14 protein-coding genes are annotated in these 15,914 nt (G+C 68.6%); 6 read left to right on the top strand and 8 right to left on the bottom strand.

Annotated elements, in window-relative coordinates; all coding sequences use genetic code 11:
- A partial coding sequence (locus tag VM306_RS23815; RefSeq protein ID WP_325518760.1) for a LysR substrate-binding domain-containing protein occupies positions 1-474 on the top strand: 474 nt, incomplete at its 5' end.
- Positions 475-489: 15 nt separating this feature from the next.
- Here the strand turns inward: VM306_RS23815 and VM306_RS23810 are convergent.
- From VM306_RS23810 to VM306_RS23795, 4 genes are read right to left on the bottom strand one after another with little or no spacing between them, the layout of a single operon-like run.
- Positions 490-4,188: a hypothetical protein gene (locus VM306_RS23810; protein WP_325518758.1), complete on the bottom strand. Its 3,699-nt coding sequence runs from the start codon at positions 4,186-4,188 to the stop codon at positions 490-492.
- Positions 4,189-4,243: 55 nt separating this feature from the next.
- On the bottom strand, positions 4,244-5,335 hold the full coding sequence (locus VM306_RS23805; RefSeq protein WP_325518756.1) for a winged helix DNA-binding domain-containing protein: 1,092 nt from the start codon (positions 5,333-5,335) through the stop codon (positions 4,244-4,246).
- On the bottom strand, positions 5,332-6,435 hold the full coding sequence (locus VM306_RS23800; RefSeq protein WP_325518754.1) for an epoxide hydrolase: 1,104 nt from the start codon (positions 6,433-6,435) through the stop codon (positions 5,332-5,334). Before VM306_RS23800 ends, VM306_RS23805 begins: the two co-directional genes overlap by 4 nt.
- 45 nt (positions 6,436-6,480) lie before the next feature.
- Positions 6,481-7,152, bottom strand: coding sequence for a FadR/GntR family transcriptional regulator (locus tag VM306_RS23795; protein ID WP_325518752.1), 672 nt, complete (start codon positions 7,150-7,152; stop codon positions 6,481-6,483).
- 105 nt (positions 7,153-7,257) lie between these two features.
- On the opposite strand from VM306_RS23795, the gene VM306_RS23790 reads away from it, so the two are divergent.
- Positions 7,258-8,445, top strand: a complete 1,188-nt coding sequence (locus VM306_RS23790; protein WP_325518750.1) for an MFS transporter — start codon at positions 7,258-7,260, stop codon at positions 8,443-8,445.
- Positions 8,446-8,501: 56 nt separating this feature from the next.
- Positions 8,502-8,906: a VOC family protein gene (locus VM306_RS23785; protein WP_325518748.1), complete on the top strand. Its 405-nt coding sequence runs from the start codon at positions 8,502-8,504 to the stop codon at positions 8,904-8,906.
- 4 nt (positions 8,907-8,910) lie between these two features.
- On the opposite strand, the gene VM306_RS23780 is transcribed toward VM306_RS23785, so the two are convergent.
- The 3 genes from VM306_RS23780 to VM306_RS23770 all read right to left on the bottom strand — a co-directional run bounded on the left by VM306_RS23780 (position 8,911) and on the right by VM306_RS23770 (position 11,482).
- On the bottom strand, positions 8,911-9,324 hold the full coding sequence (locus VM306_RS23780) for a hypothetical protein (protein ID WP_325518746.1): 414 nt from the start codon (positions 9,322-9,324) through the stop codon (positions 8,911-8,913).
- Positions 9,325-9,388: 64 nt separating this feature from the next.
- Complete coding sequence (locus VM306_RS23775) at positions 9,389-10,762, bottom strand: mycothione reductase (RefSeq protein ID WP_325518744.1); 1,374 nt, start codon at positions 10,760-10,762, stop codon at positions 9,389-9,391.
- Between the two features lie 192 nt (positions 10,763-10,954).
- Positions 10,955-11,482 carry a YbhB/YbcL family Raf kinase inhibitor-like protein gene (locus VM306_RS23770; protein WP_325518742.1) on the bottom strand — a complete coding sequence of 176 codons (528 nt, stop codon included), beginning with the start codon at positions 11,480-11,482 and terminating at the stop codon, positions 10,955-10,957.
- 179 nt (positions 11,483-11,661) lie between these two features.
- Here VM306_RS23770 and VM306_RS23765 point away from each other — a divergent pair, with 179 nt between their 5' ends.
- From VM306_RS23765 to VM306_RS23755, 3 genes are all read left to right on the top strand, one after another.
- Positions 11,662-12,345, top strand: a complete 684-nt coding sequence (locus VM306_RS23765) for a polysaccharide deacetylase family protein (protein ID WP_325518740.1) — start codon at positions 11,662-11,664, stop codon at positions 12,343-12,345.
- A gap of 113 nt (positions 12,346-12,458) precedes the next feature.
- The gene (locus tag VM306_RS23760) at positions 12,459-12,926 is read left to right on the top strand and encodes an AMIN-like domain-containing (lipo)protein (protein ID WP_325518738.1); all 468 of its coding nucleotides are present in this window, start codon (positions 12,459-12,461) and stop codon (positions 12,924-12,926) included.
- A gap of 71 nt (positions 12,927-12,997) precedes the next feature.
- Entirely contained in the window at positions 12,998-13,474 is a 477-nt protein-coding gene (locus tag VM306_RS23755) for an AMIN-like domain-containing (lipo)protein (protein WP_325518736.1), read from the top strand.
- A gap of 71 nt (positions 13,475-13,545) precedes the next feature.
- Here the strand turns inward: VM306_RS23755 and lon are convergent, their stop codons facing one another.
- Entirely contained in the window at positions 13,546-15,894 is a 2,349-nt protein-coding gene (gene lon / locus VM306_RS23750; RefSeq protein WP_325518734.1) for an endopeptidase La, read from the bottom strand.
- Between the last annotated feature and the right edge of the window lie 20 nt (positions 15,895-15,914).

Raw genomic sequence — 15,914 nt, 5'->3', positions numbered from 1 at the left:
GAGCTCGACATGGCGATCGTGCACGACTGGGCGAACACGCCACTGCCGGTGCCGGAGTCGCTGTCCCGCGTGTTCATCGGCGACGACGTAGCCGAAGTGCTGATTCCGGTCACGAACCCGTTGTCTCGCAAGGAGTACCTCGAACCCGTCGACCTCGCCGGCGAGCGGTGGATCTGCCAGACGGAGGGGTCGATCTGCTTCGACTGGCTGGAGCGGACGTTCCACGGCGCGGGCATCGAACCGGTGGTGGCGTACCGCATCAGCGAGTACCGGACGCAGATGGCGTTGCTGGCCAAGGGGATCGGGGTCGCGCTGATCCCGCGGCTGGGCAGGGGAGAGGTGCCGGAGGGTGTCGTGGCGGTGCCGTTGCGGCCCACGCCCACTCGGCGGTTGTACGCGGTGTGGCGCACGCAGGCCTCCCGTCGGCCCGCGATCACGGCGACGCTCGACGTGATCAAGCAGGTCGCGCACTGAGCGAGGACGACCTCCCTACGCCTTGCCCTCGCCGCGGCCGCGGAACCTCACGCCGACCTTGAAGTCGTTCGGCGACGGGTTCTCGCCGCCCTTGCCCGAGTTGCAGATGCCGCACATCGGGACGAGCTTCGACCCCGAGCTCCCGCCGTTGAACCAGTCGTTGCGCTCGTCGTGGCTCATGTCGTTGCCCTCGTGGGACATCCAGTGGTTCACCACGGACGGGTTGTGGTCGAACGTGAGCGGGCTGCCGGTCTTGTCGTTGATGCGGATCTTGCCGCACGTCGGGCAGTGGTAGGCCTTGGGGTTGGCGAGTTCGGGCGCGCCGGCGGGGATCAGCGACCGGAAGTGCGTGAACGCCGCCCTGCGGTTCTTGCCATAGGTGTCGTTGTCGGAGTTCCAGCCGCCGTAGACCTGGGGCCGGAAGTTCACGCCGCGGTACGGGGCCTTCAGCTCCTGCTCGGCGGTGACCCACTCAGACGCGTGCGCGAGGTGTTCGAGGCTCTTCATCTTGTACGTGCGGCCCACGTCCACGAGCAGCCCGGCGGCCTCGACGATGCGCTCGTTGATCTGCCGTTCGAGGTCGGCGGTCATCTTCCCGCCGGGCTGGTACTGCGAGTCGTGCAGGTTCTGCGCCAGCACCAGCGGTCGTTCGACGTCGTCGAGCGCCTTCTTGAGGCCCTTGCGGGGGAGGTCGGCCTCGTTGCGCGCCTTCAGTTCGGCGCGCGCGTGCAGGAGCAGGGTCTCCATCCGCTCGCGGCGGGACGCCATCTCGATGACCAGCCTGGTGCCCTCGGTCTTCGCGAACAGCGTGTGCCCGGCCCCGTTCATCTCGACGGGCTTCGAGACGTCGATCTTGCCCGGCATGCCCTCCTGCTCCTTCTCGCGGCCGGTCAGCCGGTCCCTGGCGGCGGTGAACTTCGCCTTGACCTTCGCGCCGAGGCCCTTGACCCCGCGGATGATCGGCCCCGCCAGCGTCAGCCCCTTCTTGATCACCCAGTCCAGCGCCTTGTTCACCGGCTTCTGCAGGGTCTCGATGATCGACCGGATCTTCGCGCCGATGCCGCCGAGCCCGATCGCGCTGGCGAGGAAGCCGATGATGATCGGGACCATCTGGCCGAGCACGTCGTTGATCTTGTTGACGACGCCGCTCACGTTGCCGCGCACGATGTCGGCGACCGAGTCGATCACCGTGTTGACGAACTTCACGATGCGGCTGCCGTTGGTGACGAAGAACATCACGACGTCGTAGATCAGCTTGCAGGCCTTGATGAACGCCGCGGCGGGGTTGAGCAGGCCGATGAGCCAGGTGATGCCGGCGGTGATGATCTTCGTGATCACGAAGTCCTTCACCTGCTCGAGGATCGTCTCCTTGATGTCGCTGAGCTTCTCCATCAACATCTGCCACAGGCCGGCGACGCCCTGCGAGGTCAGGACCTGGAAGATCTCGACGCCCTTCTCGGCCGCCGCCATGGCCTTCTCGCCGATCTGGCGCACCAGGCGGTTGCGGATGTTGGCCCAGGTCAGGCCGAAGATCGACGCCAGCAGCTTGATGATCCCGCGCACGTCGAACTTCTCGGGCAGCTCGACGCCCGCCTCGGCCAGGGCTCCGAACAGCCAGCCCATCAGGCCCTTGCGCAGGTGGTCGAGGATGTTGTCCTTGAACTTGAGGATGCCGCCCTTCACGCCCGCGATCAGGTTGCCGAGGAACTCGACGGGCTTCTTGACGATGTCGCCGACCACCCCGGCGGCGCGGGACAGCACGTCGCGCAGCATCCCGGCCAGCTCGCGGATGGTGTTGACCACGCCCTTGACCGCGTCCAGCGCGGCGTCGGCGAAGCCCTTGTTCTCGGCCTGCATCGCCTCGACGCGGTCGTCGACGGCCTGCTTCGCCTCGGTGTACTTGGTGGCGAGCGTGTCGACGACGGCGTTCTGCTTGTCGTCGACGTCGCTTTCGAGCTGCTCGAACTTGTCGCCGATCTCCGCGGACGCGTCGGCGCCGATCTTCTGGAGCGCGGGGGAGAGGGTCTTGACGTACGCGGCGATCTCGGCCTTGCCGGATGCGATCCGTTGCTTGGCGAGGGAGAGGTCGCTGCCCACGATGTCGGCGACGCGGGAGATCACGCCGTCCATCTGCTCGAGGTAGAGCTCTCGGCCGGCGGTGTAGAACTCGTTGACCTTCTCCGGCATGCCCAGGAGCTTGTCCTTGGCCCAGCGGTAGCCGCCGAGCCAGCCGCTGTAGCGGTCCTGCCGGTAAGCGCCTACCTTCGCCGCCACGAACAACTCGAACGCCTGCTTCGCCTCCGCCTCGCCCTTCGCGAACGCCGTCTCCACCTTCGGGTCGATGCCCGTCAGGATCTTCTTCACCTCGGCCTCGGTGGCCGTGAAGATGCCCTGGATCTTCGCGGTGACCTCGGCGCGCTTGGCCTCGTCCGCGGTCTTCGTCTTCCCCTTGTCCGCCACGAGCTTCGCGAGTGCGGCACCCTTCGCGCCCTGCATCCCGGCGACGCCCGCGGCGGTCTCGGCGGACGCGTCGGCCCTGGCCTGGCCGAGCACCTGCTGTTCCTGCGCGCGAAACTGGCCGGGTGCGGCGTCGGCGTGCGCGGCGGCGGTCTGCTTGGCGTCCAGGGCCTGCTGGAACTGCGGTTCGTTCGACTGCCGCAGCTGCTCGTCGGTGACGTCGCCCTGTTCCCGCGCGACCTGCTGCTTGCCCGCCGTCAGGTCGGTCCGCTCCGCCGGCACGGGCTTCGGCGCCGCCCCCGCGGCCGGGATCGCCGGTGCGGCGCCGGGACTCTCCCGCGCCAGCGGCGTGACGGGCTTCGGCACGGCCTTCGACGGGTCCGGTGGCGCGTCGGTGGCCTGTTCGATGTCCTTGGCCTGGCCCTCCTTGCCCTGCGAGACCATGCCCTTGACCTCGGTGGCGACTCCGTCGGCCTTGCCCTGCGGTGAGGTCGCGTCCTGCAACGACTTGGGCGCCTTCGCCTCGATCGCGCTCTTCACGGCCGCGATGAACGCCTGCTTGTCGAACGAGCCCGCCTGCTGCGCGTCCATCGCGTCGACCTTGGACACCTTCGCCTGCCCCGCCAGGTCGTCGCTCGGTGCCTGCGCCGCGTCCTGGGCCTCCTCGGCCTTCGCCGCGGCCGGCGGGTGAGCCTTCTTGGCCGCCGCGGCCCCTGTGACCTTCTCGACCACCCGCACGAACGCCGGATCGGCCGCGGCGACGGCGGGGATCGCGGGTGCCGCGGCCGGTTTCGCCGCCGTGCCACCGACTTTGGCCGCAGGTTTCGCACCCGCCGTGCCCAGCTTCGACTTCGCGGGCACCGGTTTCGCGGGCGGCGTGGGCTTCTTGGGCTGCACGGCGTTCGGGCCGAACCCCGTCGTCGTCACGGCGAGGGCGGACGCGGGTGGCTTCGGGCCTTCCATCATCACCGGAACGCCCGCGGTCTGCGCCGCCTCGAGGCCTTTCTCGACGGTGTCGATGTCGGGCTCGCCGCGCTGGACCTCCTTCAGCGCCGCGTCGATGTGCGCCTCGTCCGGCTTCTTCTGCCTGGCCGCCATGAGCGCGCCCACAGCGGCGTTGCCCGCGTCGCGTTGCAGGGCCAGCAGCGCGTGCGGGCTGCTCGAAACGGCGGGGCTCGTCCTGCGTTCGCCTTCCGCCAAGGCGCTCGCGGCTTCGGCTTCCCGGCGTGCGGCGACCATGTCCCGAGCCTCGGGCATCCGCCCGCACCCGAGATACGGCCGCCAGACGTCCGTGAGGGCACCGAAGACCGCCCTAAGGGGCAGCGACCACGTGCGCCTTCTTCGGCGCCATCACCTTCAGCACCGCCTTGGCCTCACGGACCACGCCCGCCATGTCCTTCTTCGTGGTCCTGAAGTACGGCTCGATCGTGAGCGTCGCGGTGTCCCTGGTCTCCACGACGTTCCAGGTGCCGCGCAGGAACCCGTCGACGAGGAACGTCGGCGGGAACACGCCGTTGCGCACGGCACCCCACCGCGAACGCGCGTCCTCGCTCATGATCCGCGTCCGGTCCGCGTGTCCCAGCAGCACGTTGTCGAACGCGGGCAGCAACCGCGCGGGCGCACTGGTCTCCTCCGCCACGATCACGCCGTCCGGCACGTCCAGCAACACCTTGCCCGCCTCGTTGCGGTACTCCACCAGGTCGAGGCCGGCCGCGTGCGCCTTCAGGCCGATCAACCGCGACCACGCCTGCATGTCCGCGAGCGTCGCCGGCCCGAACGCGCGCAGGTACCGCTTGATCAGCTCACCCACGGCGGCTTCCCCGGGAAGCTCCCGGCCGAGCCACGTGGCCATGGCGACGTTCTGCGGAATGCCGCCCACGCCCCAGATCCCGCGCGGCGGCACCTGGATCATCGGCACCAGCAGCTGCGCCTGCGTCGACAGCTCGCGCGACCTCGCCTCGGGGAACTGCTCCTCCAGGTACGCGCCGATCTCCGCCACCGTGCGCGGTTCGGTCTCGATGTACTCGCGCGTGAGCCGCGCCAGCTTGTCCAGGTCGATCTCGACCCGTGTGGCGGGCGGCATCACGATCTTCGCCCACTTGTTCAGCTCCGGCTGCAACGCCGTGCGCATCAGGTAGACGTCGTCGGCGGAGATGAGGTGCAAAGTGCCGCGCCACAACGTCATCCGCACCAGCGAGCGGTCGATGATGAGCTTGCTCAGCGCGTCGACCCTGTACGGCTTGAGCCGTGTCCACAGCGCGAGGTAGGGCGGGATCGGTGCCTGGGCCTGCAGTCCGCCGAGGTGCTCGACGGCCCGCACGATCGGCATGTCCGTCCGCTCCAGGAGCAGCTGGCGCGCCAGGAGCGTGCGGTTGAGGGTGCGGTTCGAGAGTGTTGTGCTCACAGTGATCCGAAGAACTTCCTGATGTCTTGGACCAGCAGGTCCGGCTCCTCCATCGCGGCGAAGTGCCCGCCGCGGTCGAACTCGGTCCAGTGCACGATCGACGGAATCATCTTCTCCGCCAGTGATCGCACCGGCACGCTGATGTCGTGCGGGAAGACCGCGACGCCCGTGGGCACGGCAGACGGCTGCGACCGGCCCCACGTCGCGGCCTGTTCCTTGTAGAGCGCCGCGGACGAACCCGCTGTGCCAGTGAACCAGTAGACGGACACGTTGGTCAGCATCTGGTCGCGGTCCACGGCGTCCTCGGGCGCACCGTCGTTGTCCGTCCAGTCGTGGAACTTCTCCGCGATCCACGCCAGCTGCCCGACCGGTGAGTCCGTCAGCGCGTAGGACAGCGTGCGCGGCCGGCTGCGCTGCAGGTGCATGTAGCCGGACAGTTCCTTCTGGTAGAGGTCGAGCGACTCCAGCGCGCGCAGTTCCTCCTGCGTGAGGTCGTTGACCCCGGACGGCCGGAACGTCTGCAGCATGTTCACGTGCACGCCGATGACCTGCTCGGGGAACACGCGGCCGATCTCCTGCGCGATGCCGGAACCCCAGTCGCCGCCCTGCGTGCCGTAGCGGTCGTAGCCCAGGCCCTCCATGAGCTTCGCGAACGCCCACGAGACGCGCAGGACGTTCCAGCCGGGCTTGCGCACCGTCCCGGAGAAGCCGAAGCCGGGGATCGAGGGGATGACGAGGTGGAAGTCCTGCGACAGGGGCTCGATCACGTTCAGGAACTCGACGACCGACCCGGGCCAGCCGTGGATCAGCAGCAACGGCACGGCGTCCGGCTTCTCCGAGCGGACGTGCAGGAAGTGGATGCGCTGGTTGCTGATCTCGGTGGTGAACTGCGGGTACGAGTTGAGACGCTCTTCCTGGGCGCGCCAGTCGAACCCGCCGCCCCAGTATTCGGCGAGCGGGCGCAGGTAGCTCAGCGGGATGCCGTAGGACCAGCCGACGCCCGGCAGGTCGTCCTCCGGCCAGCGCGTGCCGGCGAGGCGTGAGCGGAGATCGTCGACCTCGGCCTGCGGGATCTCGATGCGGAACGGCGTGATCTCCATGGCCCCCACGCTGTGAGCTCGTGCGGACAGCCCTCGTCCGCGTTGCTAGCAGAACTTCTCGATCAGCTCCTCGAAGAACCCGCCCGCCTCGATCGCCGCCTTCTCCTGGTCACCGTCGCGGACCGCGTGCAGCAGCCCGGTGTGCGACACCTGGTCGTTGCCGGGCTGGCTGGTGTCGACAGAGGCCGCCACCGAAGCTTTGACCGCCTCGGTCAAGCCCTGGTAGAGCTCCGCTAGAAGCGCGTTGTGCGAGCACTGCACGAGCAGCACGTGGAACGCGGTGTCGTGCTCGATCACCTCGGCCCACTGCTCGTCCTCCATCGCCGCGTCGCGCTTGTGCAGCAGTTCCGTGAGGCGCGCGAGCTCGGCTTCGGTGCGGTGCTTGGCGGCCAGGCGGGCGCCCTCGACCTCCAGGGTGCGGCGGACCTGGAGCACTTCCTTCAGCTCGGTCCCGCACATGCGGCGGACCGCGCCGGAGATCTCGCTGGTGGCGCGGACGAACGTGCCGTCGCCCTGCCGCACCTCCAGCAGACCGGCGTGCGAGAGCGCGCGCACGGCCTCGCGAACCGTGTTCCGGCCGACCCCGAGCGCGGTGACCAGCTCGGGTTCGGGCGGGATGCGCTGCCCGACGGGCCATTCGCCGCTCGTGATCGCCCCTCTCATCTGGTCGATCACCTGGTCGACGAGGCCTGCACGTCGGGTAGTGGCCAACGGCACAGCATCATCCTTTCATCCGAACATCCCATGTCTGCGATAGTGGTGCCTGTGACGATCCCGCAGACGACCTTTGCCGCACAGACTGCCACCGATCGAGGTCGCAGGGTGACGGTCGTCAAGAATCGTCACGTTCCGCTTGTCGGGTCCATGCTGCTCGCGATCGGGGTCGCCCTCGCTGCCGCGAATCTCCGGCCCGCGGTGACCAGTCTGGCCTCGGTCCTCGGTGACGTCCGCGCCGCCCTGGGCGTTTCGGCCGCTTGGACCAGTGCGCTGACCGCCGTTCCGGCGCTCTGCTTCGGCTTCGCGGCGTTCGCGGCGCCGTGGCTCGGCCGCCGTCTCGGCATGGCCCGCGCGATCGGTCTGTCACTGGGGGTGCTCACGCTCGGCCTGGTGCTGCGTGTGATCGACGGTCCGTGGGTCGTGCTGGGTGGCACCTTCATCGCGTGCGCGGGCATCGCCGTGTCCAACGTGCTGATCCCGGTGGTGGTGAAGGCGTCCTTCCCGAACAAGGTCGGGCTGCTCACCGGTGTGTACACGGGAACGTTGTCCGCCGGCGCCGCCCTCGCCGCCGCGTTGACGCCACGGCTGGAGGACTACCTCGGCTCGTGGCGGCTTGCTGTCGGCGCGTGGGCGTTGTTGTCAGCCGGTGCGGTCATCGTGTGGTTCGCCGGCGCGCGTCACGGCTCCGCGGCGTCCGTGGTGCGGTCGGTCACCCCGGTGGAGAAGCGCTCGTTGCTGCGCAGCCCGCTGGCGTGGGTGGTCACGGTGTTCTTCGGCCTGCAGTCGCTGTTCGCCTACACCGTCATGGGCTGGCTGCCGGCGATGCTCGTCGACTCCGGTGTGGACCGCAACACCGCCGGCATGCTGCTCGCCGTTTCCATGCTGCTCAGCGTTCCGGTGAGCCTGTTCGTGCCGCCGATCGCCGCCCGGTTCTCCAGCCAGGGCCCGATGGTGCTGGTGCTCGGCGTGCTGTCGTTCGCGGGCATGCTCGGGATGCTGGTGGCCCCCGCCGCCGCACCCGGCCTGTGGGTGGTGCTGATCGGATTCGGCATGGGCATGTTCCCGCTGGCGCTGCTGATCATGTCGCTGCGCACCAAGTCCACTTCGGACACCGCGCGGCTGTCGGCCATGGCGCAGAGCCTCGGGTACCTGATCGCGGCATCCGGGCCGTTCGCGTTCGGCGTGCTGCGCGAGTCCACGGGGTCGTGGACGACGTCCCTCGTGCTGCAGCTGGTGCTGCTCGCCGCGCTGACCGCGCTCGGCATGGTCGCCGGCCGTCCGCGCTACGTCTAGCCAGCTGGTCAGGAATCGAGAAGCACGGCGTTCTCGCTGGTCCTAGCGTTACCGACATGGACATCACCATTCACGCGACGTTCCTCCCGCACACCGACCCCGAGGCGTCGCTGGCCTTCTACCGCGACCTGCTCGGCTGGGAGGTCCGCGCCGACGTCGGCCAGGGCACGATGCGCTGGATCACCGTCGCCCCGGTGGGGTCGGGCTCCGCGGTCGTGCTGGAACCGCCCGCCATGGCGGAAGGACTCACGGACGTGCAGCGCACCGCCATCGCCGAGATGATCGAGAACGGCTCGTACGCGTTCATCAACCTGTCCACGCCCGACCTCGACGGCGTGTTCGACAAGCTGCAGGCGGGCGGCGCCGACGTCGTGCAGGAACCGGCTTCGCAGCCGTGGGGCGCCCGCGACTGCGTGTTCCGCGACCCGGCGGGCAACACCGTGCGGATCCAGCAGGCCTAGGGCCCTAGTTCGAGACGAATCCGCGGTGCAGCACCGTGAGCTGGTCGGCGAGGTAACGGGCCCACGCCTTCGCCCGGTCCCGGTCCGGTGCCGCGCCGCCGAAGCTGACGGGCCCGATCGCCCCGAGCCGGCGCACCATGCGTGTGACGTCGTGGGGCACGGGCGGAGTGCCGCGGTGGAACAACCACAGCGGCGTGTGCTTGAGAGAAGCCTTGTGCCGCCGCACGAAACGATGTGCGTCCCGTGCGGCGGCATCCCCCAGGATCACGGCACCGAACCCCAGCAGCGTCTCCGCGGCGGCGACCGGGAGAACGGTGACTCTCAGCCCGCAGCACGTGAGCTCGGCACCGATGATCTCGGCGATCTCGTCCGTGGCAGCGGTTCTCGATGTGTAGGCGACGAGGACTTTGTCGGTCATCGCTGCATAGTGCTGGGTTTTGTGCCGTGGCGGCAGCGGCGGAAGACCCTGTCCTTTGGGACGTTCAGTCCAACGGCAGGTTGAGCAGCGCGTTCTCCACCAGCTCCGGCATGGCCGGATGGATCCAGTACTGGCCCTGCGCCATGGACCTCGCGTCCAGACCGAAGCTCATCGCCTGGATGAGCGGCTGGATCACCGTCGACGCCTGCGGGCCGAGGATGTGCGCGCCGATCAGCTGACCGGTGGCCGGGTCGGCGAGCAGCTTCGCGAAGCCGGTCGTGTCCTCCATGGCCCAGCCGTACGCGATGGACGCGTAGGCCTGGCTGGAGGTGACGTACCGGATTCCCCGTTCCCTGGCCTGCTCCTCGGTGAGACCGACGCTCGCGATCTGCGGGTTGGAGAAGACGGCCGCAGGGACGAAGCGGTGGTCGGACTTCCTGGGGTTCCCGGGGTTCAGCAGGTTGTGCTGGACGACCTTGGCCTCGTGGTTGGCGACGTGCTTGAGCTGGTGCTCGGAGCTGATGTCGCCGAGAGCGTGGATGTGCGGCTGAGAGGTCCTCTGGAACTCGTCGACCTTGATGCGGCCGTCGGCGTGGAGCTCGATGCCCGCCTTGGCGACGTCCAGCAGGTCGGTGTTCGGACGGCGCCCGGTGGCGATCAGGAGCTGTTCCGCCTCAACGGTTTCCTCGCCGTTCGGGCCTTCCAGGTGGAGCCGGACGCCGGTGCCGGTCTTCTCGGCGCGGGTGGTCTTGCGCTGGAGCCGCACGTCCCACTTCTGCTTGGCGATCTCGGTGAAGCGCTCGGCGATCTCGAGGTCCTCGTGGCGGAGGAGGAGGTTCGAGCGGGCGATCACGGTGACCTTCACGCCGAAGCTGCTGAAGACGTGGGCGAACTCCGAGGCGATGAAGCCGCTGCCCACGATGATCAGGCTCTTCGGGAGCTCGTCCAGGCGCATGATGGTGTCGCTGGTGTGGTAGGCGGTGGTGTCCAGGTCCGCGATGTCCGGGATGCTGGGGCGGCTGCCCGCTGCGATCACCACCCTGTCGGCCGTGATGGTCTCGCCGGTGCCCGTGCTGATCGTGTTTTCGTTTACGAACGTCGCTGTGCCCTCGTAGACCGTGACGTTCGGGTTCTCGTTGGCGCGCCAGTTGCGGCCGCCCTCGGCGATCGGGTCGATCCTGTTGAAGATCCGGTCTCGGATCTCTGGCCAGTGGATGGCGTCGGTGTGCGCGTCTACGCCCAGCTTCTTGGCGTTGGCCGGGGCTGCTGCCTGGTCCGCGGTGTGGACGAACATCTTGGTGGGGATGCAGCCCACGTTCAGGCAGGTGCCTCCGAAGGTGCCCTTTTCCAGGATGGCGATCTGCCAGCCTGCCATGGCTTCGTTCGGGATGCTGTTGCCGGAGCCGGTGCCGATGATGACCAGGTCGAAGTGCCTCACGTGTCGATCCAACCATTTTGTGTGGTGGCGTGTTCCCTGGTCCGGGGGTTACGTGGGGCTTACGGTTCCTGTTCTACTGCTCGGGGCTCCGCCCCGGACCCCGCCAACTGATCGAGGACCGGGACCACCCTGCCAGGCGGCTTTGCGAAGAGCGTTCAAGCGGCTCGCGTCGCTCGCCTTCGGCTTCGTCTGTCAGTGCTGGTAGATCGGGGTGATGATGGCCCTTGCCAGGGTGTGGAAGGCCAGGTTGAAGCTCACCACCGCCGGGGAGGCGTCTGCGTCCACGTCCAGCTTCTCCACGTCTACCGCGTGCACCACGAAGAAGTAGCGGTGCGGCTGGTCGCCCTTCGGCGGGGCGGCTCCTCCGAAGGCTCGGGTGCTGTAGTCGTTGCGGACGTGGAAGGCGTCGCCTGGGAGCGTGTCGTCCGAGGCTCCTGCTCCTGTGTCCAGCGAGGTGGTGGTGGCGGGGATGTTCACCGCCACCCAGTGCCAGAAGCCCGACGGGGTCGGGGCGTCCGGGTCGTAGCAGGTGACCACGAAGCTCTTCGTTTCTTCTGGGTGGCCTGACCAGGAGAGCTGGGGTGAGGTGTTGCCGCCTTCGAAGACCTGGTCTTCGGGGAGCTGCTTGCCGTCCCGCACGTCCGCTGAGGTGACGGTGAAGGTGCCCACCTGGGGGAGCAGCAGGTAGGGGTCTGGAGCGACTGGGCGCTCGAGGCTCATGGAACTCCTCCTTTTTGTGATCAGTTCGAGCCTATCCCCGTGCAACGGACAGGGCCTGTGGGACGTCAACTCGGTGGAGGGGGAGATTGATGTCCAGGTTGCGGCTTTGCGCTGCCTTTGTGCTGGTTGTTGGGCTTGTTTCGTGTGGGCCGGCGCCCGATGAGCAGGTCGGTGGGCCCGTGTTGACCACGGCGCCTACCACCACTGCGGCCACCACGTCCGTCGAGCGGCCCAAGCGGATGTTCGAGCCGCCTTATCCGTACGGGACCGTGCAGGCCAAGGCACCTGCCGTCGTGGACGGGATGGTGCCTGTCGTCACGCACGTTCCCACTGACAAGCCGTACGTTTTCATCACCATCGACGACGGGGCCGTGCAGCACCCGAAAGCTCGGGAGCTGATGATCGAGGCCGGGGTGTGGCCTTCGGTGTTCCTCAACACCAAGTACGCCGAGGGGCACAAGGACTACTTCAAGCAGTTGCCGGTCACCGTGCAGAGTCACACGACCAACCACCCGAACCTGCTCGGCAGGCCGTTGGAGTTCCAGAAGCACGAGATCTGCGGGAACGCCGACTTCCTGGCGGCGGACTACGGGAAGCGGCCCACGTTGTTCCGGCCGCCGTTCGGCAACTACGACGCGACTACGCGCCATGCTGCTGCCAGCTGTGGGTTCAAGGCGCTCGTCAACTGGACTGCCGCGGTCAACGACGGGCACGTGCAGTTCCAGTCCGGGGACCGGCTCAAGCCGGGGGACATCGTGCTCATGCACTTCCGGACGACGTTCGTCGAGGACTTCACCGCGTTCCTCAACAGGGCCAAGCAGGACGGGCTCACCCCGGTGCCGCTGGAGGACTTCCTCGGGTAGCGGTGCAACCTCGGTGCGTGTTCGCGCGTGGTCAGGGTGGGGGACCTGGGGAAGAGTCCGCCCGGTCGCGTTCTGACGGCCGTGGCGGGCGTCGAACGTCCTGAGGGAGACGAATGAAGAAGCGTCTTGCCGCGGTGCTGCTCGCAGTGGTCGCGGTGTTCACGTTCGTTCCAGTCGCGTCGGCGAGCGGTCATGCCGAGCTGACGGACATCCAGACGAGCAAGCACGACGGCTTCGAGCGGGTCGTGCTCGCCATGAACGGCCTGCCCAGCGGTTCCGTGTCCAGTGTGGGCACCGAGGTGTGGGACTGCGCCGCGGACAAGCGGGTTCCCGTCGCGGGGCGGGAGATCGTCAACACGACGCACTTCAGCGCCGCGACGTACGACGAGAACTTCAAGCGGACCTACACCGGGCCGCGCAACTTCGTGCCGCAGGGCCTGACCAACGTCAAGGGCATCGCCATCTCGTGCGACTTCGAGGCGACGCTCGGCATCGCGGTCGGGTACGAGAACCCGGACTCGTGGCACGAGATCCGCACGCTGACCAACCCCGACCGGGTCGTCATCGACATCCACTCGTAGAGCAGGAAGCAACTGTGGCGTGAGTCACACGTCTTCCAGTCATCGATAAGCCCTGGAGAGGGGGCACGAAGATGAACAAACGCCTTGCCGCAGTGCTCGTGGCGGTGCTGTCGGTCTTCACGTTCGTCCCGATGGCGTCGGCGCAGAGCACGCCGACCATGTCGGACATCCGCACCGGGCAGCACGCCGGGTTCAGCCGCGTGGTGCTGGACATGTCCGCGTCGCCGTCGGAGCACCGGGCCAGTGAGGTCACCAGCGTCGCGCACTGCGCCTCCGGCAACCCGATCACCGTCGCCGGCGGTGACGTGCAGGAGATCCTGCAGGTCACGCTGATCGGCGCCGCCGCGCACGACGACAACGGGAACCCGACGTACACGGGGTCGCGGAACTTCGCGACGCCCGGCCTCGCCAACATCCGCGGGATCGCGCTCACGTGCGACTTCGAGGCCACGCTGGGCATCGCCGTCGGGTACAGCAACACGTACTCGTGGCACCGGGTCTTCACGCTGACGAACCCGAACCGGGTCGTCATCGACGTCGGCCTGTAGACAGCGGAAAGCCTCGTGGGAGCAGCAGTCGCCGCTGCTGCTCCCACGAGGGGTCTTACCGGTCGGAGGTGTCACGCCGCCATGGTGGCGACGGCCTCCTTCGACAGCGCGTGCTCCAGCACCTCGGCCACGTCCGAGACGAAGTGCACGGTCAGCTGCTCGCGCACCGACTCCGGCACGTCGTCCAGGTCCGGCTCGTTGCGCTGGGGCAGCAGCACGGTCGTGATGCCCGCGCGGTGGGCGGCGAGGAGCTTCTGCTTCACGCCACCGATCGGCAGGACGCGGCCGGTCAGCGAGATCTCGCCCGTCATCGCCACGTCCGAGCGCACGGGGCGGCCGGACAGCAGCGAGGCCAGTGCCGTCGTCATCGTGACGCCCGCGGACGGTCCGTCCTTCGGCACCGCACCTGCCGGGACGTGGATGTGCACTCCCCGGTCGGCCAGTGACGCGGCCCTCTCGTCGTGCGAACGCAGGTACGACAGCGCGATCTGCGCGGACTCCTTCATCACGTCGCCCAGCTGGCCGGTCAGGGTCACGCCGGACGCGCCGGTGTCCTTCGGGGCCAGCGAGGCCTCGATGAACAGGACGTCGCCGCCGACACCCGTGACGGCCAGGCCCGTCGCCACACCGGGGACCGAGGTGCGCTCGGCCGACTCCGGGGTGTTCTTCGGGCTGCCCAGGTACGACCTGAGCGACGGCTGGTCGACCGTGATCGGCAGGTCCTGCTCGCCCAGGGCGACCTTCGCGGTCACCTTGCGCAGGATGCGCGAGAGCGCGCGCTCCAGTTGCCGCACACCGGCTTCACGGGTGTACTCGCCCGCCAGCTGGTGCAGCGCGGGCTTGTCGAACGTGACGTCCTCCGGCGTGAGGCCGGCGCGTTCGACCTGCCGCGGCAGCAGGTGCTCGCTGGCGATCGTGACCTTCTCGTCCTCGGTGTAGCCGTCGAGCTGGACGAGCTCCATGCGGTCGAGCAACGGCGCCGGGATCGACTCCAGCACGTTCGCGGTCGCGAGGAACACCACGTCCGACAGGTCGAGCTCGACCTCCAGGTAGTGGTCGCGGAACGTGTGGTTCTGCGCCGGGTCCAGCACCTCGAGCAACGCCGCCGTGGGGTCGCCGCGGTAGTCGGAGCCGACCTTGTCGATCTCGTCGAGCAGCACGACCGGGTTCATCGACCCCGTCTCGCTGATCGCCCGGACGATCCGGCCCGGCAGCGCGCCGACGTACGTGCGGCGGTGACCGCGGATCTCGGCCTCGTCACGCACGCCGCCGAGGGCCACGCGGACGAACTTGCGGCCCATCGCCCGTGCCACGGACTCACCGAGCGACGTCTTGCCGACGCCGGGAGGGCCCGTCAGCGCGAGCACGGCGCCGGAACGACGCCCGCCCACGACGCCCATGCCGCGGTCGGCACGCCGCTTGCGCACGGCTAGGTACTCGGTGATGCGCTGCTTCACGTCGTCCAGGCCGGCGTGGTCGGCGTCGAGGATTTCGCGCGCCGCCTTGATGTCGTAGGAGTCCTCGGTCCGTTCGTTCCACGGGATCTCGAGGACGGTGTCGAGCCACGTCCGGATCCAGCCCACCTCCGGCGACTGCTCGGAGGTGCGCTCCAGCTTGTCGACCTCGGCCAGCGCGGCCTTGAGGACCTTCTCCGGCAGCCCGGCGGCCTCGACGCGGGCGCGGTAGTCCTCCTGCTCGGTGGCGGGCTTGCCCTCGAGCTCGGCCAGCTCCTTGCGGATCGCGGCCATCTGCTGGCGGAGCAGGAACTCGCGCTGCTGCTTCTCGACGCCTTCCTTGACGTCCTTCGCGATCGTCTCGTTGACGTCGAGCTCGGTCAGGTGCGCCTGGCCCCACTCGACCAGCTTCTCGAGCCGCTCGGTGACGTCGGACGTCTCCAGCAGCCAGATCTTCTGCTTCTCGTCGAGGTAGGAGGCGTATCCCGCGAGGTCGGCGAGTGCCGACGGGTCGGTGATCTGCTGCACCGAGTCGACCATCTGCCACGCGCCGCGCGTCTGCAGGATGTTCGTCACGAGAGCGCGGTACTGCTTCGCGAGCTCCCTCGTCCGGTCGGTGATCGGGGAGTCGTCCGCGATCGTCGCGTTCACCCACAGCGCCGCGCCCGGCCCCGTGGTGCCCGTGCCGATGCGCACGCGCTTGGTGCCGCGCACGACGGCAGCGCGTTCGCCGCCCGGCAGGCGTCCCACCTGCTCGATCTCGGCCAGCGTGCCCACGGGGGCGTACTTGCCGTCGAGCCGCGGGACGAGCAGCACTTGATGATTCGCGGCTGTCGTGGCGGCGTCTACCGCCGCCCGAGCCTCGGCGCTGGCGTCCGCACCGGAGATGCGGACCGGCACCACCATGCCGGGGAGCACCACAACGTCGTCCAGCGGCAGCACCGGCAGGGCCAAAGTCTCGCCCATCTCCATCACCCTCCAAAGTT

Source organism: Lentzea sp. (assembly GCF_035525475.1).
GTDB lineage: Bacteria > Actinomycetota > Actinomycetes > Mycobacteriales > Pseudonocardiaceae > Lentzea.
This window is presented reverse-complemented; position numbering and strand designations above follow the sequence as displayed.